Below are 22,353 nucleotides of genomic sequence, written 5' to 3'. Positions count from 1 at the left end.
TTCTTTATTCAGCCGCCATTTTACGGGGTTTCAGCATCCCTTGCAGATAGCGGCCGGTGTGGCTTGCCTCTACCTTGGCAACATCTTCTGGCGTGCCCTTGGCAACGATCTGCCCGCCACCATCGCCACCCTCGGGACCGATATCGATCACCCAATCAGCGGTTTTAACGACGTCTAGGTTGTGCTCGATCACAATGACAGTGTTGCCTTGGTCGACCAGCTCATGAAGCACCTCAAGCAGCTTTTTCACATCCTCAAAATGCAGGCCGGTTGTCGGCTCATCAAGAATATAGAGCGTGCGCCCCGTTGCCCGACGTGCCAGCTCCTTTGACAGTTTGACACGCTGCGCCTCACCGCCTGAAAGGGTCGTCGCCTGCTGGCCAACTTTGATATAGCCAAGCCCCACACGCACCAGTGCATCCATCTTTTCCCGGATGCTTGGCACGGCTTGGAAAAAGCTTTGCGCGTCTTCAACCGTCATATCAAGAACGTCCGCTATACTTTTGTTCTTGAACTTAATTTCCAATGTTTCGCGGTTGTAGCGTTTGCCTTTGCAGGTTTCGCATTCGACATAAACATCGGGAAGGAAATGCATTTCGATCTTGATAAGACCGTCCCCCTGACAGGCCTCACAGCGCCCGCCCTTGACGTTAAAGCTGAACCGCCCCGGCGCATAGCCGCGGGCCTTGGATTCCGGCAAGCCCGCGAACCAATCGCGGATCGGGGTGAAGGCGCCGGTATAGGTGGCCGGATTGGAACGCGGCGTACGGCCGATGGGGCGCTGATCAATATCAATGACCTTGTCGAGATGCTCAAACCCCTTGATCGTCTCACAAGGTGCAGGCGTTTCTCGTGCGCCATTCAGCCGTGTCGCTGCAGTTTTATACAACGTCTCCAAGGTCAGCGTGGACTTGCCGCCACCCGAAACCCCCGTCACACAAACAAACTTCCCCAGCGGGAATTCAGCGGTGACATTTTGCAGGTTGTTGCCCGTGGCCTTCACCACAGTCACCTTTTTCCCCGAGCCCTTGCGCCGCACCAAAGGCACCGGAATTTCGCGTGTGCCTTGCAAATACTGCCCCGTCAGGCTGGCAGGGTCAGCCATCACCTGCGCAGGCGTCCCATGAGAGACCACCGTGCCGCCGTGCACCCCCGCCCCCGGTCCCATGTCGAAAACATAATCCGCCTCGCGAATCGCATCCTCATCATGTTCAACTACAATCACCGAATTACCCTGATCGCGCAGGTTCTTCAGCGTGGTCAAAAGTCGGTCATTATCGCGTTGGTGCAAGCCGATCGAGGGCTCATCGAGCACATAAAGCACCCCCGTCAACCCTGACCCAATTTGCGACGCCAGCCTGATCCGCTGGCTTTCACCGCCCGAAAGCGTGCCCGCATTGCGCGAAAGCGACAGATAGTTAAGCCCGACATTTACAAGAAAACCAAGACGCTCGCGGATCTCTTTCAAAATGGCACGGGCAATTTCATTCTTTTGGTTGGTCAGATGCTCTGGCACATGGCCGATCCAGTCATGGGCCTCTTGGATGGACATCTGCACGACCTCCCCCGCATGAAGCCCCGCGATTTTCACGGCCAGCGCCTCGGGCCGCAGACGATAGCCATTGCAGGCCCCGCAAGAGCGGTTGTTCTGGTAACGCTCGAACTCTTCGCGGACCCAATTGCTGTCAGTTTCGCGGAAACGGCGTTCCATGTTCGGAATAACGCCCTCAAACACACGGCTAACCTGATAAATGCGCCCCCCCTCGTCATAGCGAAAGGCGATTTCCTCCTCGCCAGAGCCGCGCAAAAAGACGTTCTTTACCTTCTCAGGTAGATCTTTCCACTTGGTTTTCTTGTCGAATTGATAGTGTTTCGCAATACAATCAATGGTCTGGGTGAAATAGGGTGACTTCGACTTTGCCCAAGGGGCCAGCGCGCCTTGCACCAATGTCAGGTTTTGATCGGGCACCACAAGACGCTCGTCAAAAAATAGTTCAACGCCTAAACCATCGCAAACCGGACAGGCGCCAAAGGGTGCGTTAAACGAAAAAAGCCGCGGTTCAATCTCGGGGATCGTAAAGCCCGACACAGGACAAGCGAATTTTTCCGAGAATGTGGTCCGGACAGGTTCATCGCCCGCCGTTTCCAGAATTGCGATGCCGTCGGCCAGGTTCAAAGCCGTGCGCAAGCTGTCGGCAAGGCGGGTTTCGATCCCTTCCTTAACTACGATCCGGTCGACCACCACATCAATATTGTGGCGGAATTTCTTGTCCAACGTCGGCGCGTCTTCCAGCTCATAGAATTCGCCGTTCACCTTGACCCGTTGGAAGCCCTGTTTGCGCAGATCAAGGAACTCTTTTTTATACTCGCCTTTCCGGTCGCGGATGATCGGGGCAAGCAGATAGGCACGCGTCCCCTCCTCCATCGCCATGATGATGTCGACCATATCCTGCACCTGTTGCGCCGTGATCGGCTTGCCGGTAGTCGGGCTGAAAGGTGTGCCTGTGCGGGCGAACAGCAGGCGCATATAGTCGTAAATCTCGGTCACCGTACCGACGGTAGAGCGCGGGTTCTTCGAGGTGGTTTTCTGTTCGATCGAGATCGCAGGGGACAGGCCCGAGATGTGATCCACATCCGGTTTCCCCATCATATCAAGGAATTGGCGGGCATAGGCCGAGAGGCTCTCGACATAGCGGCGCTGACCTTCGGCATAGATCGTATCAAAGGCAAGGCTGGATTTTCCAGAACCGGACAGCCCCGTGATCACCACCAATTGGTCGCGCGGAATATCGACATCCACACCCTTAAGGTTGTGTTCCCGCGCGCCGCGTACTTCGATAAATTTATGCTCGGCCATGCCTGCCCCCGGTTTTCCAACGCTATAGATAGGGGCTTTTATCCGAGTCTCCAACCAATAAACGTGAACATTCAATGAACATACGCGTGATTGGCAAAATTAACTGGTTCGAAAATGGGAATAAGGCCGCGCGGATCGGCGCGGCCTTATCGTTGTTTCAGGTTCAGGACAGACGGCGACGGGCAAATCCCAACAGCCCGAGACCTGCAAGCAGCAACCCACCTGCGGCCGGAACCGGAACCGGGGCAACGACTTCTTCAATGCGAACATTGTCCAAGGCCGGGCCAACAACGCCCGTCTCATTGCTCGCAAACTGCAGTACAGCAGAAGTATCCGTAGCCTGGAACTGGAAGGATTGCGTCAACCAGCCCATATCGGATTGGCTTTGACCCGTTGTGTCGAACTCGAACACACCACCACCGGCACCATCAACCGATGCCGTCACCGACATAGTTGTGCCGCCATAGTAGGTGTTACCGGCCATATCAAAGGACAGCGCATAATAGGCACCGACCACCAGATCCGCGATCCGCTGCGAGATTACGCCTAACGCGCTCCCGTTCATATCAAGGCTATAATCGCCATCGGAATGCTGCCAATAGCTGCCAATCAGATCGACACTACCGCTTTCAATCGTCCAACCCTCAAGTGCTGTGGACCCGGCCCACACGGTCTGAAAGCTACCGTCGTAGGTGCCGGGGGCCTCAAAGCTGCCGTTAATCAAGGTTGCGGCCCCTGCCGAGCCAGAACCAGCCATGACGAAAGCCGTCATAAGCGCAAATTTCTTCATTATAAAACTCCTATAATCCCCCAAGGTAATACGCAAAAGGGGCAAGAGACAGCAAGAAATTCCTTAAAAAAAGCCAAACCACGCCTACAATATGGCGCGATTTGGCCCGATTACCTGCTGTATCCAGAACAATCTACATGTGGATGACTTGCCCGTAAGCATCCAACACCGATTCGTGCATCATCTCTGACAAGGTCGGATGCGGGAAGACGGTGTGCATCAGATCCTCTTCGGTGGCCTCCAGTTGGCGTCCGATGACATAGCCTTGGATCAACTCGGTCACTTCCGCACCAATCATATGCGCGCCCAGAAGCTCTCCGGTTTTGGCATCAAAGATGGTTTTGATCATGCCTTCCACCTCACCCAAAGCAATCGCCTTGCCATTACCGATGAAGGGGAAACGACCGACCTTGATGCTGTGCCCGGCTTCTTTTGCCTTCGCTTCGGTAAGCCCGACTGAGGCCACTTGTGGGTGGCAATAGGTACAACCAGCGATCGAGTTTGGCTTGATCGGATGGGGGTGTTTGCCTGCGATCAGCTCGGCCACCATCACGCCCTCATGACTGGCTTTATGTGCAAGCCAAGGTGCACCGGCGATGTCGCCAATGGCGTAAAGCCCGTCAACGCCCGTGCGGCAGAATTCATCGGTCACAACATGGGTGCGGTCGATCTTCACACCCAAGGCTTCCAGACCAAGGTTTTCAACATTACCGACGATGCCCACCGCAGAGATAACGGTGTCAAACTCCATCGTCTCGGTTTTGCCTGCCGATTCTAGATGGGCCGTCACTTTACCCTTGGCCTTATCAAGCTTTTTGACGGTGGTTTTTTCAAGAATCTTCATGCCTTGTTTAACAAAAGCCTTCTTGGCGAGCCCGGAAATTTCGGCGTCTTCCACAGGCAGCACACGGTCCATCACTTCGACAACCGTGGTATCGGCACCCAAGGTGTTGAAGAAGCTTGCAAATTCTATACCGATTGCGCCCGATCCAATCACCAAAAGTTTTTTCGGCATCCGCTTGGGCTGCAATGCGTGGCGATAGGTCCAGACCAGATCCCCATCAGCTTCCAACCCAGGCAGGATGCGCGCGCGCGCGCCGGTGGCAAGGATGATCGCGGGGGCTTCCAGCTCTTCCACGCCCTTGTCGGTTTTCACCGAGACTTTGCCTTTAGCAGGCAGGGTCGCATCCCCCATAAAAACGGTAATTTTGTTCTTCTTCATCAGGTGGCCGATCCCACCCGAAAGCTGCTTTGCCACCCCACGAGACCGGGCAACAACCGCATCAAGATCGTAGGACAGGCCACTTGCGCCCAAGCCAAATTCCTTGGCGCGCTGCATCAGGTGGAAAACCTCTGCCGAACGCAGCAACGCCTTGGTCGGGATACAGCCCCAATTCAGACAAATACCGCCGAGGTTCTCGCGCTCAACAATAGCAACCGATTTCCCCAATTGAGCGGCCCGTATGGCGGCGACGTAGCCCCCGGGACCCGCACCTACAACGACCACATCAAACTTCTTGGCTGCCATGTCTTTCCTCCTCAGAAAAAGTAGTTTGCCATTAAACTACTTTTTTATTTCAAGCAATGTTTCTGCTGCGCCAGCTCTATGCGCCGGCTGCATGGCTAGGACCTCTCGCCTTGCAGGGCGCGCACGATCGCGCCATAGCCCCCCTCGGCCATGAAAGCCTCTTCTTCTTTGGTCGACTTGCGCCCCAAAGCGACGTTGCGAAAGGGGAAACGCCCGAATGTCTGGATGATACGTTGGTGTGCCCGGGCATGCAGGGCGGATTCCGGGCTATCCATACGGGTAGAAAAACACTCCACCGCAAGCGCTTGATCGGCGGCATCCTCGGAATGTTCAAAGGGAAGGTAAAAGAACTGGCGTTCCGGTGTCGGGGCGTCTTGATCCCAATTTTCAGCCAAAGCACGGCGGGCCGCATCACGGGCGCGGGGGTCTGTGGCAAAGGCGCGCGGATCGCCGCGGAACATATTGCGCGGAAACTGGTCGGTGACGATCAAAAAGGCCAAGGTCCCCGCCGCCCCCGCAATCCAATGGTCCAACCCGCCCTCATGGGCCGCCTGCCACAAATCACCGAAACGATCCGTAATCTCGGCATCAACCGCCGGATCCACCTCATACCAGCCTTTTACGCCGACCTTTTGCAACCAAAAATCCAACACCTCCATCGGATCTGACATAGGCCCTCCCTTTACACGCTGTTAATATTTAGCGTGGCAGGTTCGGGATGTGATTTCAATGGCCTTCGCGTTACTGCTCAACGCCCTGCTCTGGCTCAGGCGCGTCGTCCTTTTCTGTTTCGGGTCCGTCGCCATCGGCCTCGATCATCGCCACTTCCATCACCACCTGCGTGGCCGAGGCAAGAACGGCCCTATAACTGGAAGTCGCCTCGACGGTCGTCTTGCGCTGCGTCATCCGCCAAATCGTATAGATCGACAAAACACCAAGCAAAACACCCATGAACAAGAAGAAACCGCTTGGGCCATAAATCCCCATGACCCAACCCGTGATAACCGGGCCGCTGATCGCGCCCAGCCCGTTGATGAACATCAAACCGGCCGAGGCGCCCGCCATATCCGACCGGTCCAGATAGTCGTTCACATAGGCCAGCAGCAGCGAATAAAGCGGGTTCGCCGCAGCCCCCGCCAGCCCGCCAACAAGGCACAATGCCCAAAACGGGATGTCCGCAATGACCGGAATCATCAGCCCGACCGCCCCGACAGTGGCCAGCCCAAAGATCACATGCCGACGGTCCATCCTGTCCGACAGCAACCCGATAGGGTATTGGAAGATCATCCCGCCGACGTAAATACAGGCGATGAAGATCGTGGTATCGCGCACGCTTAGGCCCGATTGCGTGCCCCAAACAGCAGCCATGCCGTATTGCGCAGAAAACACACCGCCCAGAATGAACATGCCCACACAACCTAATGGCGAAGCCTCATAAAGCGCGCGAAAAGTCAGTCGTTTGGTGGTATCAAATGCAGGCGCCCGTGCGACCGACAACAGAATGGGCGTAAACGCCAGCGACACCAGAACCGACGGGATCACAAACAGGATATAGCCCCCCGGATCACCGATATTCAAAAGCCCCTGCGCCGCGATAAGCCCGATCATCTGCACGATCAGATAGAGCGACAGCGCCTGACCGCGGTTCTCATTGCTGGAAGCATCATTGAGCCAGCTTTCCGCCGCGATATAAACCCCCGCAAAGGAGAAGCCGATCATCACCCGCATCAGCGACCAGGCGATCCAGTTCGGCGCCACCGCATACATGATCAGCACCGCCGAAATCAGGGAGCCGAGAGCCGCAAACACCCGCACATGGCCGACCCGACGGATCATATTAGGCGCGATTTGAGAACCGATCAGATAGCCGAGGAAGTAGCTGGACATGACGATCGACAGATGGAACGTCGACATGTCTTCCTGGCCACCGCGAATACCCAGCAACGAGCCTTGCATACCATTGCCCAAGACCAACAGCATAACACCCAGCAAAAGGGCCCAGGAGTCTCGTAGAACGCTCAGCATCACATGGCCTTTTCATATCGTTGCCGCATTGGCTTTTGCAGGCCCCGATCTGCTATCAGGCAGACCTTACAGGCGGATTAACCCCGTCTGCTATCAGCAATGAGGCATCTCCGTAAGAGAAGAATCTGTAGTTTTGCGCCACTGCATGCGCATAGGCCGTTTGCATCCGAGACTGCCCCATAAGTGCCGCAACCAACATCAAAAGGGTCGATTTTGGCAGGTGGAAATTCGTCATCAGCGCGTCAGTCGCGTGGAACTGGAATCCGGGATAGATGAAGATGTCTGTCTCACCCTGCCAAGGTGCAACTTTGCCCGTTTCGCGTGCCGCAGATTCGATCAAACGCAGCGCCGTGGTGCCAACGGGAATCACCCGTCCGCCTGCCGCACGGGTGGCGTTAATCTCGGCTGCGGCTTGCGGCGTCACCTCACCCCATTCGGCGTGCATCTTGTGGCTTGTGACATCCTCTACCTTGACCGGAAGGAAGGTTCCCGCACCCACGTGCAGCGTCACCTCGGTCATCTCGACCCCCATCGCGGCCAATTCCGCCAAAAGCGCGTCATCAAAATGCAGCGAGGCCGTGGGGGCGGCAACCGCGCCGGAATTTCGGGCGAAAACGGTTTGGTAATCGTGATTGTCTTGCATATCCGGCGCGCGTTTCGCCGCGATATAGGGCGGCAGCGGCATGGTCCCCGCCGCCTGCAATGCCGCGTCGAAATCAGCACCCGCATGGTTGAAAGTCAGCCGCAAATCGGTCTCGGATTTCTCGGCCACGGTTGCGGTTAGCCCGCCGGTGAACACAATCTCCTCGCCGACCAACAGTTTGCGCAACGGCTTGGCCATCGCCCGCCAGCCGCCTTGGGCATCCGGCTCCATCAAGGTGACCTCAATCTTGGCCGAGACCGGGCCTTGGGCGCTGTCGCGATGGCGCGCGCCGATCAACCGTGCGGGGATGACGCGGGTATTGTTCAGGACCAAACGATCCCCTTTGCGCAGCAGCTTTGGCAGATCAAAAACATGGCGATCGGCCAATCCGTCGCCCTCCACCACCAGCATGCGGGCGGCGGTGCGCGGGCGCGCAGGACGGGTTGCGATCAGCTCTTCGGGAAGGTCGAAATCAAAATCGTCGAGTTTCACTCAGTCGGCTCCAGTTGCGGTGGCGGGCTGCGAAAGATCTCGCGGAACATGCCGGGGGTCAAAATGGACAGCGGGTTTACAGACACCTCAGGAATTTTTGCCGTGCCTTGGATGGTATAGCTAAAGCCGAAAAGTCCCTCACCCTTGCGCGTGAAAAACGACCCTATCTGATTAAGAAGATAGATCGGCGATACCACACCCTGCAAATCCAGCCGCCCGCCAGTCAGCACATATAGCCCCGAAAGCGACACGCCAAGCGACGCCCCCACGGCCGACGCCCTGTTGATCTGGATGGTGCGCGGGGTCAAGCGAAAGATGGCCTCGGCTTCATCAAACAACAGCCCGCCGCTTTGCAACTGGTCCAGCAGGCCAACCACGGAAATCGCGTTGATCAGCTCGGCCAGTGCGGGGGCTTTGCGGATGCGGATGTTTTGCATTTTCAGGCTACCGTCATAGCTGCCCTTGCTGCCAGTGGGGGTCAGGATCAGATCCAGCGCACCACCTTCGGCATTGGGAAACACCTTCGCCGCCGAGAACACCGACCCCGCATCATTGGAGCGGATGCGCACCGCCGTGCCTTTCAACGAAGGCGCAAGGCTGCCGGCAATACGGGTTTGCCCGTTCACGCGACCGGTAAAATCCCCCGCAACGCCGCCCGCTTTGGGGGTGATCGTGGTCTGAAACCCGCTTAGCGACAGCCCATTGGTTACAACCAGTTGATCAAGCGCGATGGTCATCGGCGCGCTCGCTTGGGCTTGCCCCGTGCCATCCCGCGCAGGCAAGCCGCGCAGATCCAGCATGCCGCCAGTAATGACCACGGCGGGCGTTTGGCCCGTACCGCGCCCCGTCAATTCCATCTGCGCATCAAGCCATTTGTCCAGCCGCACCGAGGACAGGCGCGCAACCCCCATCCCCCCACCGTCCACAAGGCCGATCTGCCCCTTCACCTGCAATCCGGCAGCATCAAGGCTTAGGCTGTCCACATTGGCGGGTTTGCCCAGTGTCAAATCCAGTGCCAAATTCCCCTTGGAGGTCTGGCTTTTGGACCACCCGAGCGCCGGAATGCCCATGCCCACCCCCGCAAGATCAGACCGCAGCGTCAGTTTCGGCGCTTGGCCCTGATGCAGATCGACCACGAAATCGGCAAAGCCCCGCCCCGTCAGCAACCCGTCAGGCAAATTCACATTTAGCTTGGCGGCTGCGGAATGGCTCAGCTCTGCCCTGCCCTCAACCTCGGAAATGCCTTTGGCCTCAGGCGTGAAAACCTTGCTGAAACGACCCTCGAACGGCACGTCTTGCAACGCGCCTTTGCCGGTGATTTCCATGCCGGCAGGGGTGACCCCCACCACCAAACGTTCTGCCCGCAATTCACGCCCCGGCACCAACCGATCCGAGGAAAACGCCGTAATCGCGCCTGCCACGTCAAAATCCACGTCATGGATTTTTACCCCTTTGCGCAGCGGCATATGGATCTGTCCCGCGACCTCGACACGGCCATCGCCCAAATCCACAGGCAGCTTGGCTTTGGTCATGAACTCAAAGGGCTTCTGGTCAAGCAAGGAAAGCGCCGCCGTCAGCCCGCCGCGCGCCTTGACCCCGATATGCGCACGGGCCGGTTTTTGCGTCACATCCCCCACGGCAAAGATGCTGCCTGCGACATCAACCTCCCCGCCCGAAGGAGCCGTAACCGCGCCCTCCTCAATCACCATGGAATAGGATTTACCTTCGACCACCGAATAACCGCGTCCGTTTTGAATAGGCGGCAGGGTTTTCAAGAAACGCACATTGCCGCCCGAAAAGTCATAGCCCAGCGAAAAGCGCGGCTCTGCCCCCGGTGCGCTGCGAAATCCGGCGTGCAGGTTGGAAAGCTGTCCCTCTTGCACATTATCCGCCACCCAAACCCGCGTTTTCGGCACGATCCTTGAGGGCCACACCGCCAAAAGCCCGTCGCGCGCGATATGGTCAAGGCTGGCATCCACCGCGACCGACCAACCCTCAGGCCCGGCCTCCACCACCCCCGATGCCTGCAATCGCTGGCCCTTCTGGATCAAAGAGGCCTGACCGATATCAATACCAAAAGGATTCATGCGCACGCGAAAATCCAGCGCGCCTTGATCAAAGACCACCGCCTCTTCCAGCGCGTCTTGCGGGTCCAGTTGCAAACGATCAATCTGGATCTGCGCCAGAATGTTTTGCGGTATCCCCGTCGTTACCCCCGGCAAATACGCGTGGCCCGAGGCCGATAACGCAAGATCCTGACTGTTCACCGTCCATTCGCGCAGGTCCAACCGCTCGCGCGCGGGATCATAGCCGAAAAACACCGATGCCCCCTCAAAGGCGACGGGTTTGGTATCCGGCGTGGGCTGTAGCGCGCCTTTATCAAGCGTCAAGGAAGCATCAAGCGATGACAGCGCGCCCTGCTGGTCCAACGTCGATGCGATCTGCCCCGAGATCGGCGCGTCCAGCACCCCCAGCCACGCCAAGGGGGCCGCCTGCACCGCAATATCGGCAGCCGCCACCCGGTCCACCGTCACGGTCATGCGCGCACTGGCGTCGGCTTTGGCGGCGATCAGGGTCACGACAGCTTGGGCGGCTTGATCGCCCGTCACTGAGACCCCAAGCTCCACCGCCAGCTCATCCCCTCGGTTGACAAGCTGAAGCCGACCGTCGCCCAAATCCCACACCCGATCAAGCATCCGGTCCTCAATCCGAAAGGTCAGGGCTTGCGCCTCAATCAGGCGCAAATGCGATAAAAGCGGCTGGTCAAACACCGCCACCAGAGTTTTGATCAGCCCCGACAGGCCGATCGTCTGATGGGGCTGTCGGGGCACCTCAAAGGCCAGATCGAACTGCCCATCCTCCAGCCGCCGCAAATTGATGCGCGGGCCAATCAGGCGTAAACTTCGCAGACGGATTTGGCCGCTCATCAGGGCCGCAGGGTCCAGCGCCACACGCAATTCGGGCAACGACACAGCCGTTTCGCCGGATTTTTCCAGCAGCCGAACATCCTCTAGCCGCAAACGCGGCACCCAGTCCGTGTCCACCACAAAAACAGCACCGCCGACCGAAATGGCCGTCCCCTCGCGCGTCAGGTCTTGCAGGGCCGTGTTCATTCGCTGCTCGGCCTCGACCACCATCCAAACCGGTAGGCGGATCGGCTTGCCCGTCAGCGCAAGCCCCACGAACACCACCGCCAGCGATAAAAAGATCAATGTAGGCACCAGCCAGAACGTTCCGCGCCGATGCGGGCGAACAGCGCTTTTCGGCTTGAGGCGCGGCTTGCGCGGGCGCTCAAGCAACAGCGCGGGCTGCGGCGGGCCGATGAAATCGCACCGGTCGGGCCGCGGCCCGTCATGCCCCGGTGTTGGATCATCCATCCTTCAACACGCCTTTTACCTTTCACCCGTTGCGGTTACCGCAATTGCCCCTATCCTTGCGCAAGAGCATCCCGAATACAAAACACAGCTTTGACATCAAAGGAACACATCATGCCGGACATTGGCGATATGGCCCCCGATTTCACCCTTCCCCGTGACGGAGGGCAGACGATTACCCTGTCCGCGCTGCGCCCCGGCCGCGTGGTGGTTTATTTCTATCCCCGTGACGATACATCGGGCTGCACGCTGGAGGCAAAGGACTTCACAGCCCTTAGTGCAGATTTCGCAGCGCTTGGTGTCACTGTGATCGGCATTTCCAAAGATAGCGTAACCGCGCATGACAAATTTTTGGCAAAACATGATCTGGGCGTGATCCTTGCCTCGGATGAAAATGGCCAGACCTGCGAAGATTACGGCGTTTGGAAAGAAAAGCAGATGTACGGCAAAACCTTTATGGGGATTGAGCGGACAACATTCCTGATCGGTGCGGATGGCATGATCGCGCAAGTTTGGCGCAAAGTCTCCGCCAAGGGCCATGCCGAAGCGGTTCTGGCGGCGGCGACATGACCCAATCACTGGCAGAGCGCGCCGTCGAGGTGCTGATGACGGCGGACGGGCGCGCGAAAACCGCGCTCGGGCGGCGACATGCGGCGGAATGGCTGGCAGCGCGTGCAGCGGGCACCCCTTTGCCGATCGGGCAGGCAAGTCCGCCCCTGCGCCCCGCCCGTCCCGATGCGCCTGAATTGTTGTCACCCCGCGATATGCCACGCCGCCGTCCCGGCTCCACCATGGGGCGCAACGCACTTTTGCATGCCGTGGCGCATATTGAGCTAAACGCGGTCGATCTGCATTGGGATATTATCGCGCGCTTCACCCATGTGCCCATGCCTTTGGGCTTTTATGATGACTGGGTCCGCGCGGCAGATGATGAGGCAAAACACTTCAACCTGATGTGCGATTGCCTGGAGGCCGCGGGCAGCCATTACGGCGCTTTGCCTGCCCACGCAGGCATGTGGCGCGCGGCCGAGGATACCGTGGATGACCTTTTTGGCCGTCTTGCCGTGGTGCCAATGGTGCTGGAGGCGCGCGGCCTTGACGTGACCCCCGGCATGATAGCGGTGTTTGAAAAGGCAGGCGAGGCTGGTCCCGTAGAGGCCCTTAAAACCATCTACAGCGAAGAGGTCAGCCATGTGGCTTACGGCTCCAAATGGTTCAATTGGCTTTGCGGGCGCGATGGTCTGGACCCGAAAGACACCTTCCACAGCCTCGTGCGGCGCTATTTCCACGGGGTCCTCAAGCCCCCGTTCAATGAGGAAAAGCGCGCCGACGCCGGATTGCCGCCAGACTTCTATTGGCCGCTGACAGAACCCGAAACCGATGGGTTTCCGCCTGAAAATTCGTGATTTATCGGCGATATATTGCCGGTTTTTTTGCATCTGAGGGTTGCAAGGCGTTAACTGTTGCGCAGAAGCCCCCCGATTTGTATGCCTGATCCGGATATTAACCCTGCGGGATTCTCTGGCTGGGGTGACGTCCAACTTCAACAAGACCGGAAAATGTTCAGTGCTGAAGCGACTATCTTATCGTATTAACACAGGCCTTGGCCGCTATTTTCCGGAACAGCGCCTGTTCTTGAAGTCCGATACAGATACCCGCTTTATTCGCCTTCAGCCCCTGACACAGGCCATCGCCGTTACCGGTGCCGCGCTCTGCCTCGGGTGGACAATTCTGGCAACCTCGATCCTGTTGATGGATTCGATCTCGGCCGGCTCGGGACGCGATCAGGCAATGCGCCAGCAATCGCTCTATGAGGCGCGGCTGAATGCGCTGTCCGCCGACCGCGATCTGCGCGCCATTGAGGCCGTGCGCGCGCAGGAACGTTTCAACCTTGCCCTGAAAGAAGTCAGCGACATGCAGGCCCGGCTGCTTGCCTCCGAGGATGGGCGCCGCGAGATGGAAACCGGTGTCGAGGTAATCCAGAACACCCTGCGCCGCACCATCAAGGAACGCGATGCCGCCCGCCAGGAAAGCGAAACACTGACCGCAAGCCTACAAGAGCAAACCGGTTCCACTCGCACAGGCGAAGGCCGCATCCGCGATGCCGCAGCCACAGTCGAAGTGCTGGCCGAAGCCCTTTCCGGCACATCCGAGCAACGCGACAGCATGGCCATGGTCGCCATGGCCGCCCGCGAGGAAACCGATGCAATCGCCGCCCAGAAACGCGCGCTTGAAGTCAAGAACGACATGATCTTCAACCGGCTGGAAGAGGCCGTAGCCCTTTCGATGGAGCCGCTGGACAAGATGTTCCGGTCTGCAGGCATGTCACCCGATGACCTTCTGCGCACCGTTCGCAAGGGCTATTCCGGACAGGGCGGGCCATTGACGCCCTTCACACTTTCCACCAAAGGCGAAGCTCTGAGCAATGACGAAATCCGCGCCAATGCAATCTTGCAGGGGCTCGATCATATGAACCTCTACCGGATGGCCGCCAGCAAATCGCCCTTTGCAACGCCGCTCAAAAACGCGTTCCGCTTCACTTCTCCCTACGGGTATCGCAACGACCCGAAAGGTGCGGGACGCCGCTTGCATGCAGGCACCGATTTCGCGGCCCCCTACGGCACGCCGATTTATGCAACCGCCGACGGGGTTGTAACCCATGCCGGTTGGGCAAATGGTTATGGTCGCCTCGTCAAGATCAAGCATGAGTTCGGAATCGAGACGCGATACGCCCACCAGTCGAATATCCGCGTAAAAGTTGGACAAAGGGTATCGCGCGGGGATAGGATTGGTGATATGGGGAACTCAGGCCGGTCTACCGGCACTCATCTTCACTACGAGGTTCGGATCGGGGGCAAACCTGTTAACCCGATGACCTTTATCAAGGCAGCGACAGATGTTTTCTAAAAGCAAGATCAATGAACCCGGCCCTAAAACTGAGGCTGACAAGTCCCACGCCACGCAAGGCGCCCCCGGGCGCAGCTCGATGGAGTTTGGCACCACGGCGACAAAGGCCAAGCCTTCGGCCTCTGTTCTTTCGTCTGATTTGACCATTACCGGCAACCTGCGCACAACCGGCGATATTCAGGTTGAAGGTACCGTAGAGGGCGACATCCGTGCGCATCTGCTGACCGTTGGCGAAACTGCCACCATCCGCGGAGAGATTGTGGCCGATGATATCGTAGTCAATGGCCGCGTGATTGGCCGTGTACGCGGGCTTAAAGTCCGACTGACCTCTACCGCGCGGGTGGAAGGCGACATCATCCACAAGACCATCGCCATCGAATCGGGCGCGCATTTTGAAGGGTCTGTCCAGCGTCAGGACGATCCATTGGCGACGGGCCGCGCTTCGGCTGCCGCCCCTACCCAAAACCAGTCCCCTGCACCTGCGCCCGCCCCGGCTGCCCCAAAGGCACCGCCTGCCGACAACCGCTAAGCAGTCTCACATTCCTATATCGGGCATCCCTGTCATCGGGATGCCCTTTTTTATGCGCCATCAGGCCAATGCGCGACGATATAGATGCCATGTCGCATGCCCCAGCACCGGCAGCACGATAAACAAACCAAAGAACCCCAGAGCCATCCCGACAAATATCATCAGGGCGATCATCACGCCCCAGACCAGCATCAGTCCCGGATTGTTCAACACCACCGAGACAGAGGTGATCATCGCGGTGACAAAATCCACCTCCCTGTCCATCAGCAACGGCAAGCTCACCACCGTGAGCGCAAAGAGAACGCCCGCGAAAATCGCGCCAACGATGGTCCCGACACCCAGCATCATCAAGCCGTTCACCGTCAAGAACACATCAAAAGAAGTGCTGATGTTGGTCATGACCTGAAGCCCCAAAAACAGCGCAAAAATCATATGAGCCAGAAAATTCCAGAACAAAAAGAACACGACCACGACCGCCGCAATTGAGGGGATTTGCCGGTCTTTCTGGCGCAAGACCACGCCCAGAACCGCGCCCCAACTCAGTGGCTCTCCTGCCTCCAGTCGGCGGCTTACCTCATACAGCCCGCATGCGATGAAGGGGCCAAGAATGGGAAAGCCGGCGGCTGCGGGCAACGTCCACCACACCTGCCCCGTCGCAGTCAGCGCATAAAGGATCAGCCAGCCACCGGCCACATAAACCGCCGCGAAAAACAGGCCGAAGATGGGGGCTGTACGAAAATCCTGCCAGCCAGCAGCAAGGGACGCACGCAGGTCAGCCGCCTCCAGTATCAAAACTTCCGGCTTTGGGGGGGCGGTCGCGGCGGGATGGGACATAGGCTTCTCCTGTCTGGTTTGGAATAAACCCTAGCCAGACAAAAGGCCCCGATAAAGATGTATTTGGGATCGCAGGACTGTTTAATCGTCCAAGTTCGCCTCGGCGCGCGACTTGCCCGATACATCCATTGCCAAGGTCGCGGCCATGAACTTATCAAGATCGCCGTCCAGAACCCCTTGGCTATCCGAGGTTTCCACCCCGGTGCGCAGATCCTTGACCATCTGATAAGGCTGCAGCACATAAGACCGGATCTGGTTGCCCCAGCCCGCATCGCCCTTGCTTTCATGGGCTGCGTTGATGGCAGCGTTACGCTTGTCCATCTCCAGCTGATAAAGCCGCGAGCGCAGGGCATTCATCGCGATTTCCCGGTTTTGGTGCTGGGATTTCATTGAAGAGGTCACGACGATATTTGTCGGCAAGTGGGTAATCCGCACAGCCGAATCGGTGGTGTTCACGTGCTGCCCGCCCGCGCCCGAAGACCGGTAGGTATCGATCCGGATGTCCTTATCGGGGATATCAATCTCGATATTGTCATCCACCACCGGATAAACCCAGATCGACGAAAATGAGGTATGCCGCCGCGCGGCACTGTCATAGGGGCTGATACGCACAAGCCGGTGAACCCCGGATTCCGATTTCAACCAGCCATAGGCGTTCGGCCCCGAGATCTTATAGGCGGCGGATTTGATGCCCGCCTCCTCGCCGTCGGTCATGGATTGAAGTTCAACCTTATAGCCCTTCTTTTCCGCCCAACGCACATACATCCGCGCCAGCATCGACGCCCAGTCACAGCTTTCGGTGCCGCCGGCGCCCGAGTTGACCTCAAGGAATGTATCGTTGCCGTCCGCCTCGCCGTTAAGCAGGGCTTCCAGCTCTTTGTTGCGCGCGACTGTGACCAGCTCGCGCAGCGCATCTTCGGCCTCGGTCACCACCTCGGCATCATCCTCGGCCTCGCCCATCTCTATCAGCTCGACATTATCGCGCAAACCGGTCTCAATCAGCTTATAGGTGGACAGCTGGTCAATCACGCCCTGCCGTTCGCGCATCAGCTTTTGCGCCTTGGGCGGGTCGTTCCACAGGTCCGGATCCTCGATCATGGCGTTGAATTCTTCAAGCCGGTGCGGGGCGGTTTCCAAATCCATTCGCTGTGCCAGAAGCGTCAGTGATTTGCGGATGGCTTCCACATTGGACTGGGTTTCTGCGCGCATGTGAGTATTTCCTTGAGGGCGGTATCAGGTTTCGGGTCATATCGCTTTGCGGGGGTATTTGGCAAGGGCCGCAGCCCCTAGTACAACCCACCAGAGCTGAGCGTGCCAAAGTCGGCCTTCTTCGGGATGATCTTGGTTTGCCCGCTGGAGGTGGTAACAGCGCTGCCGCCGCCGGATGCATCATCTTCCTCACCATAGGCAAACAGGGGCAGATTGGCGCCCATGCCAAAGCCGCCATCGACATAGGCGCCAAAGCCGGACATCGGCTCATCCCCATCGCGGAAATATTCAGAGACAACATTCGGCCCCGAGGCATCATCAGGCAAAACAGCGCCAGTAAAGCGGTCGATTTTGCGGAAGAAACCGCCCGGTGGCACTTTGAATTTTCCGCCGCCGTATTTGCTGATGGCCTTACGCATAAAGCGTTCGAACACCGGGCCGCAGGTCGTGCCGCCGTAAGTGCGCCCCATGCTGCGCGGGTTATCATAGCCGATATAGCAGCCCGCCGCGATATTGGACGAAAAGCCCACAAACCAAACATCCTTGGACTCATTGGTGGTGCCGGTCTTGCCTGCAATCGGCACTGGCAAGTTGATGCCCGCAGCCGTCCCGCGCTTCACAACCCCTTCCAGCATCGAAGTCAGCTGATAGGCGGTAATCGCATCCATTACCCGTTCGCGGTTAGAGGTGATATTTGGCAGTTCTCGTGGGTTAAGGGACGCCAGCTGGCAATCATCACAGATGCGCTGGTCATGGCGGTAAACGGTTTTGCCGTAGCGGTCCTGAACACGGTCAACCAGCGTAGGCTCCACCCGCTCTCCGCCATTGGCAAACATCGCATAGGCAGCGACCATCTTGAACAGGGTCGTTTCCTCGGAACCAAGCGAGTTGGCCAGAAACTGCCCCATCCGGTCATAAACGCCAAACCGTTCAGCATAGGATGCCACCACGCTCATCCCGATTTCTTCGGCAATCCGCACTGTCATCAGGTTACGCGATTGTTCAATCCCGGTGCGCAAGGTGGTGGGGCCATAGAATTTGTTGGACGAGTTGCGCGGCCGCCAGATGCCTTGCGGGGTATTCACCTCAATCGGGGCATCGACAACAATTGTGGCGGGGTTAAAGCCGCTATCGAGGGCCGCCGCAAAGACAAAAGGTTTAAAGCTGGAACCGGGCTGGCGCTGCGCTTGGGTGGCGCGGTTAAACACCGAATGCTGATAGGAGAACCCGCCCTGCATCGCCAGAACACGCCCCGAGGTGACATCCATCGCCATAAACGCGCCCTGCACCTCTGGCACCTGCCGCAGGGTCCAGCGGATAAAGCTGCCGTCGCTGTCCTTGGTCATCGCACGCACCAAGACCACATCGCCCACAGACACCAGATCACCGGCCTTGCGCGCCTTGTTGGCAAGCCGCCCGTTTGGCAGGCGTTTACGCGCCCATGTGACATCAGCGGCGGGGATGAAATGACCGTCGGCGTCTTCCTCAACCCCCTCAATCCCGATCCGTGCCGAGGTATCGCCAACCTCTAACACAACGGCGGGCATCCAGCCTTCGACATCGCGGGCGACATCAACCTTGCGCAGAGCGGCGCGCCAGCTTTCCTCATCCGTAAGGTTCGCAGGGTCGATCACCTTACCCGTGCCGTTCCAGATACCACGGCCGCGGTCAAATTCTTCCAGGCCGGCCTGAAGCGCCTTGGCAGCTTCTTTTTGCAATTCGGGGTCCACAGTGGCGCGGATGGTCAAGCCGCCACCGAAAAATTCCTGCTCCCCGAAGGTGCCCGACAATTGGCGACGAATCTCGTCGCTGAAATAATCGCGGGAAGGCAGGCTTTCGCGGAACGAGGGGTAATCGCCGTTTTGCACGGTTTTAAGCGGCAAGTCCTTTTCGCTAAGGTATGTCGCCTCATCGATATAATTGTTTTGCCACATCTCGCGCAGCACATAGTTGCGGCGGTCTACCGCGCGGTCATAATCGCGGACCGGATGCAACCCACGGCCGGGCGATTTTGGCAAAGCGGCAAGATAGGCCGTCTCTCCGGGGGAAAGCTGCGACAGGATCTTGTTGAAATAGGTCTGCGCGGCGGCGGCGACCCCGAAGCTGCGTTGCCCCAGATCAATCTCGTTGAGGTAAAGCTCAAGGATTTTCTCCTTGCTCAGGGTTTCCTCGATGCGGGTCGCCAGAATGATTTCCTTGATCTTGCGTTCGGCCTTGCGTTCACCGCCCAAAAGGAAGTTCTTCATCACCTGCTGCGTGATCGTCGAGGCCCCGCGCACGTTTTCCCCGCGAGAGCGGATCGCCTCAAGGGCCGCCACCGCGATACCGCGCGCATCATAGCCGTTGTGAGTATAGAAATTCTTGTCCTCGGCGCTGATGAAGGCCTGTTTAACCAAGGCAGGAATTTCCTCGGAGCTGGCGAAAATCCGGCGCTCCTTGGCGAATTCATCCATCATCTCACCACCGCCGGAATAGACACGGCTGATGGTGGGCGGCGCGTATTTCGCAAGGCTTTCGTGACTGGGCAGATCGCGGCTGTACATGTAAAAAATCGCGCCAACCGACAGGGCCGCAAAAAACAGGCCCATTGTCAAAAGGGTGAACAGACCACCAAAAAAAGAGCCGATAAATCTGATCACGCGAATTTCCCCATGTTTCCGACCTGTTCTATATACCCTATGCAGCCTGCAAGCAAAAGCGCCGCCCGCCTTCAAGACGCGATTTTGCCAAATTCTTCGTGATCACGTCGCCCGAACCTCAGTGCTTGGCGGCACCGGCCAAGGCGGCCTCGTGTGCAGCCCATTGCGCAAGGCCTTGGTGCAGTGAGGCGATCATCCGCCGCCGCCATGCCGGATCGACAATCCGCGCAAGATCCCGCCGTGAGGATAAAAACCCCAGTTCGATCAACACCGACGGGATATCAGGGCTTTTGAGAACTGAAAACTCGCCAGACTGAACAGGCCTGCTGTGCATCGCTATCCCCTCGGCCTTGATCGCGGTTTTAAGCGATTCTGCCAGCCGGCCGACCTTGGGCAAGGTTTCGGCCCGTGCCATATCCATCAACACATTTGCGATCATATCGTCTTGTTCCGTCAAATCCACACCTGCAAGCAGATCATCGCGGTCATGACGCTCGGCCAGCAATCTGGCAGCAGTGTCGATCGCCGCTTTTGACAGGGTATAGATCGTCGCCCCCGACGCTTCACCTTCGGCCAATGCATCGGCATGCAACGACAACAGCACATCCGCCCCTGCGGCCCGGGCAATGGAAATCCGGGTTTCCAGCGGCACGAAAACATCCTCATCGCGGGTCAGGATCACCTGATAGTCGCCGCTGCGCTGAAGGTAATCTTTAAATTCCCGCGCGAAGGTCAGCATCAGATGCGCCTCAAGGTAATCGCCATGCTCTGCCCCTGGGTCAAGCCCGCCGTGGCCCGGGTCAAGCACCACGATCATCGGCCCGCCTGCCCGCAGGCCGCGCTTTGGCAGATCGGCCGGTTCGGGCAGCGCCCAGCCCTCCGGCTCGGACTTGGCGGCCAATGCAGCAAAGCTATCGGCATCGGTTGGTGCCAAGGTCACATCAATCTGCACGGCCTCGCCGGTGGTCATCGCCGCCGATTTCACCGCCATCGGGCCGGAAAGTTCCAGCACCAGCCGCGACCAGCCGGGGCGAAACACCCCCGCGCGCAGATCCACCACCCGCGCCCCACTACGCGGCAGGCTGGCGGCTTGTGAGAAGTCAACCTCTCGGGTGTCGAGCACCAACCGCGGCGGATTGTCCAGCACGCGCACGCGCCATGGCACCGGTTGCGAAATCGCCAGCGACAGCGCGACCCCGCGCCCCTTGTCTTGTACCTGTGACCCCGCCACATCCAGACGCGCGATGGCAGAAAGCTCTTGCCCCCAAGCGGGGAGCAGCATCAGCATCATCGCCCAAACCGCCAGAATTGCCCGCATCACAGATGACCCTTTCGTTTTGCAAACCATTTATGACAGCCGCAAAAAAGTAAAATCACGGCTTGGTATAACCCGCCATAAAGCCCTTCAACCGTGCGATGCCCTCTTCGATCTCCGCTGTGCTGCGGGCATAGGAAAACCGCAAAGTATGTTTGCCCCGAACCGGATCGAAGTCGAGCCCCGGCGTCACCGCAACCCCTGCCTGCTTCAGGATATCCGAGCAAAACTGCAAACTGTCATCCGTCAACTCCGACACATCGGCATAGACATAAAATGCGCCGTCAGGTGGTGCAATCTTGGTGAAACCGGCGGCGCGAAGCCCCTCCAGCATCAGCAAGCGGTTTTTGGCATAGACGGCACGGTTTGCCTCCATCTCGTCGATGCAATCCAAGGCGGCAAGGGCTGCGATCTGGCTGGCATGGGGCGGGCAGATGAACATGTTTTGGGCCAAACGCTCCACCCGGCGCACATGCGACTGTGGCACAATCATCCAACCGATACGCCAACCCGTCATGCTGAAATACTTGGAGAAAGAGTTGATGACATAGGCTTCATCGCTGATCTCCAGCGCCGAAACCGCGCGGGTATCGTAATGCAACCCGTGGTAAATCTCATCCGAGATAAAGGCGATATCCTTTGCCGCGCAATGATCCATCAGCGCCTTGAGCGCCGCATGATCGAGCATGGTGCCAGAAGGGTTGCCGGGGCTTGCGACAATAAGCCCTGACATATCAACACCCTCCAGATCATCCGGCGTCGGTTGAAGGCGGTTTTCGACGCGGGTCGGGATGCCCACCGGCGTCAGCGACAAGGCGCGCAGGATCTGACGATATGAGGGGTAGCCCGGCTCCCCCAAACCGACCCTTTCGCCCGCATCAAACAGCGAGGTGAAGGCCAGTAGAAACCCCGAGGAAGACCCCGTCGTAACAACCACTCGGCTCGGATCAAGGTCGATATCATACCAGCGTTTGTAAAGTGCCGCGATGCCCGCGCGCAATTCCGGCAAGCCAAGCGCCACCGTATAGCCAAGCGCGCCCTGCCCCATCGCCGCCACCAGCGCATCACGTGCGCCCTGCGCCGCACCGGTTCCGGGCTGACCCACCTCCATGTGGATGATGCTGCGACCTGCGGCCTCGGCGGCGCGCGCGGCCTCCATCACATCCATCACGATAAAGGGATCAACCTCCCCACGCTGTGATTTTTTCAGG

Annotated in this window: 16 protein-coding genes; 4 read left to right on the top strand and 12 right to left on the bottom strand. The window is 58.3% G+C overall.

What is annotated here, in order from left to right; translation table 11 throughout:
• Window positions 1–4: 4 nt before the first annotated feature.
• The 7 genes from uvrA to EOK75_RS13260 form a co-directional block, all read right to left on the bottom strand.
• Window positions 5–2,857: an excinuclease ABC subunit UvrA gene (uvrA, locus tag EOK75_RS13290; protein WP_137194563.1), complete on the bottom strand. Its 2,853-nt coding sequence runs from the start codon at window positions 2,855–2,857 to the stop codon at window positions 5–7.
• 163 nt (window positions 2,858–3,020) lie between these two features.
• Complete coding sequence (locus EOK75_RS13285) at window positions 3,021–3,647, bottom strand: choice-of-anchor C family protein (RefSeq protein WP_137194562.1); 627 nt, start codon at window positions 3,645–3,647, stop codon at window positions 3,021–3,023.
• Window positions 3,648–3,780: 133 nt separating this feature from the next.
• On the bottom strand, window positions 3,781–5,175 hold the full coding sequence (lpdA, locus tag EOK75_RS13280; RefSeq protein ID WP_137194561.1) for a dihydrolipoyl dehydrogenase: 1,395 nt from the start codon (window positions 5,173–5,175) through the stop codon (window positions 3,781–3,783).
• Window positions 5,176–5,270: 95 nt separating this feature from the next.
• Window positions 5,271–5,846 carry a DUF924 family protein gene (locus tag EOK75_RS13275; protein WP_137194560.1) on the bottom strand — a complete coding sequence of 192 codons (576 nt, stop codon included), beginning with the start codon at window positions 5,844–5,846 and terminating at the stop codon, window positions 5,271–5,273.
• Between the two features lie 70 nt (window positions 5,847–5,916).
• Window positions 5,917–7,200, bottom strand: a complete 1,284-nt coding sequence (locus EOK75_RS13270) for an MFS transporter (protein ID WP_137194559.1) — start codon at window positions 7,198–7,200, stop codon at window positions 5,917–5,919.
• A gap of 55 nt (window positions 7,201–7,255) precedes the next feature.
• Window positions 7,256–8,335, bottom strand: a complete 1,080-nt coding sequence (queA, locus tag EOK75_RS13265) for a tRNA preQ1(34) S-adenosylmethionine ribosyltransferase-isomerase QueA (protein WP_137194558.1) — start codon at window positions 8,333–8,335, stop codon at window positions 7,256–7,258.
• Entirely contained in the window at window positions 8,332–11,712 is a 3,381-nt protein-coding gene (locus tag EOK75_RS13260) for an AsmA family protein (RefSeq protein WP_137194557.1), read from the bottom strand. The genes queA and EOK75_RS13260 overlap by 4 nt, the downstream gene beginning before the upstream one ends.
• A gap of 111 nt (window positions 11,713–11,823) precedes the next feature.
• Here EOK75_RS13260 and EOK75_RS13255 point away from each other — a divergent pair, with 111 nt between their 5' ends.
• The 4 genes from EOK75_RS13255 to EOK75_RS13240 all read left to right on the top strand — a co-directional run bounded on the left by EOK75_RS13255 (window position 11,824) and on the right by EOK75_RS13240 (window position 15,145).
• A complete protein-coding gene (locus EOK75_RS13255) occupies window positions 11,824–12,279 on the top strand; it encodes a peroxiredoxin (RefSeq protein WP_137194556.1) in 456 nt (151 codons plus the stop codon).
• Window positions 12,276–13,115, top strand: a complete 840-nt coding sequence (locus tag EOK75_RS13250; RefSeq protein WP_137194555.1) for a ferritin-like domain-containing protein — start codon at window positions 12,276–12,278, stop codon at window positions 13,113–13,115. Before EOK75_RS13255 ends, EOK75_RS13250 begins: the two co-directional genes overlap by 4 nt.
• 160 nt (window positions 13,116–13,275) lie before the next feature.
• A complete protein-coding gene (locus EOK75_RS13245; RefSeq protein ID WP_137194554.1) occupies window positions 13,276–14,616 on the top strand; it encodes a M23 family metallopeptidase in 1,341 nt (446 codons plus the stop codon).
• The gene (locus EOK75_RS13240) at window positions 14,606–15,145 is read left to right on the top strand and encodes a bactofilin family protein (RefSeq protein ID WP_137194553.1); all 540 of its coding nucleotides are present in this window, start codon (window positions 14,606–14,608) and stop codon (window positions 15,143–15,145) included. The genes EOK75_RS13245 and EOK75_RS13240 overlap by 11 nt, the downstream gene beginning before the upstream one ends.
• Window positions 15,146–15,205: 60 nt before the next feature.
• On the opposite strand, the gene EOK75_RS13235 is transcribed toward EOK75_RS13240, so the two are convergent.
• The 5 genes from EOK75_RS13235 to EOK75_RS13215 all read right to left on the bottom strand — a co-directional run bounded on the left by EOK75_RS13235 (window position 15,206) and on the right by EOK75_RS13215 (window position 22,352).
• Window positions 15,206–15,979 carry a DUF2189 domain-containing protein gene (locus EOK75_RS13235; RefSeq protein WP_137194552.1) on the bottom strand — a complete coding sequence of 258 codons (774 nt, stop codon included), beginning with the start codon at window positions 15,977–15,979 and terminating at the stop codon, window positions 15,206–15,208.
• An 81-nt stretch (window positions 15,980–16,060) separates the two neighbouring features.
• Entirely contained in the window at window positions 16,061–17,188 is a 1,128-nt protein-coding gene (prfB, locus tag EOK75_RS13230; protein WP_137194551.1) for a peptide chain release factor 2, read from the bottom strand.
• Between the two features lie 77 nt (window positions 17,189–17,265).
• A complete protein-coding gene (locus tag EOK75_RS13225; protein WP_137194550.1) occupies window positions 17,266–19,827 on the bottom strand; it encodes a penicillin-binding protein 1A in 2,562 nt (853 codons plus the stop codon).
• 118 nt (window positions 19,828–19,945) lie between these two features.
• Window positions 19,946–21,145 carry an N-acetylmuramoyl-L-alanine amidase gene (locus EOK75_RS13220; protein ID WP_137194549.1) on the bottom strand — a complete coding sequence of 400 codons (1,200 nt, stop codon included), beginning with the start codon at window positions 21,143–21,145 and terminating at the stop codon, window positions 19,946–19,948.
• Window positions 21,146–21,200: 55 nt separating this feature from the next.
• Complete coding sequence (locus tag EOK75_RS13215; protein WP_137195781.1) at window positions 21,201–22,352, bottom strand: pyridoxal phosphate-dependent aminotransferase; 1,152 nt, start codon at window positions 22,350–22,352, stop codon at window positions 21,201–21,203.
• Window position 22,353 lies beyond the last annotated feature (1 nt).

This window comes from Pseudorhodobacter turbinis, assembly GCF_005234135.1.
GTDB lineage: Bacteria > Pseudomonadota > Alphaproteobacteria > Rhodobacterales > Rhodobacteraceae > Pseudorhodobacter > Pseudorhodobacter turbinis.
This window is presented reverse-complemented; position numbering and strand designations above follow the sequence as displayed.

Excerpts from the sequence above, each read along its gene's own strand:
- EOK75_RS13285 (WP_137194562.1), bottom strand. The coding sequence starts at position 3,647 with ATGAAGAAATTTGCGCTTATGACGGCTTTCGTCATGGCTGGTTCTGGC.
- EOK75_RS13260 (WP_137194557.1), bottom strand. The coding sequence starts at position 11,712 with ATGGATGATCCAACACCGGGGCATGACGGGCCGCGGCCCGACCGGTGC.
- EOK75_RS13275 (WP_137194560.1), bottom strand. The coding sequence starts at position 5,846 with ATGTCAGATCCGATGGAGGTGTTGGATTTTTGGTTGCAAAAGGTCGGC.
- EOK75_RS13270 (WP_137194559.1), bottom strand. The coding sequence starts at position 7,200 with ATGCTGAGCGTTCTACGAGACTCCTGGGCCCTTTTGCTGGGTGTTATG.
- EOK75_RS13240 (WP_137194553.1), top strand. The coding sequence starts at position 14,606 with ATGTTTTCTAAAAGCAAGATCAATGAACCCGGCCCTAAAACTGAGGCT.
- prfB (WP_137194551.1), bottom strand. The coding sequence starts at position 17,188 with ATGCGCGCAGAAACCCAGTCCAATGTGGAAGCCATCCGCAAATCACTG.
- EOK75_RS13235 (WP_137194552.1), bottom strand. The coding sequence starts at position 15,979 with ATGTCCCATCCCGCCGCGACCGCCCCCCCAAAGCCGGAAGTTTTGATA.
- EOK75_RS13250 (WP_137194555.1), top strand. The coding sequence starts at position 12,276 with ATGACCCAATCACTGGCAGAGCGCGCCGTCGAGGTGCTGATGACGGCG.
- lpdA (WP_137194561.1), bottom strand. The coding sequence starts at position 5,175 with ATGGCAGCCAAGAAGTTTGATGTGGTCGTTGTAGGTGCGGGTCCCGGG.
- uvrA (WP_137194563.1), bottom strand. The coding sequence starts at position 2,857 with ATGGCCGAGCATAAATTTATCGAAGTACGCGGCGCGCGGGAACACAAC.
- EOK75_RS13220 (WP_137194549.1), bottom strand. The coding sequence starts at position 21,145 with ATGCGGGCAATTCTGGCGGTTTGGGCGATGATGCTGATGCTGCTCCCC.
- EOK75_RS13255 (WP_137194556.1), top strand. The coding sequence starts at position 11,824 with ATGCCGGACATTGGCGATATGGCCCCCGATTTCACCCTTCCCCGTGAC.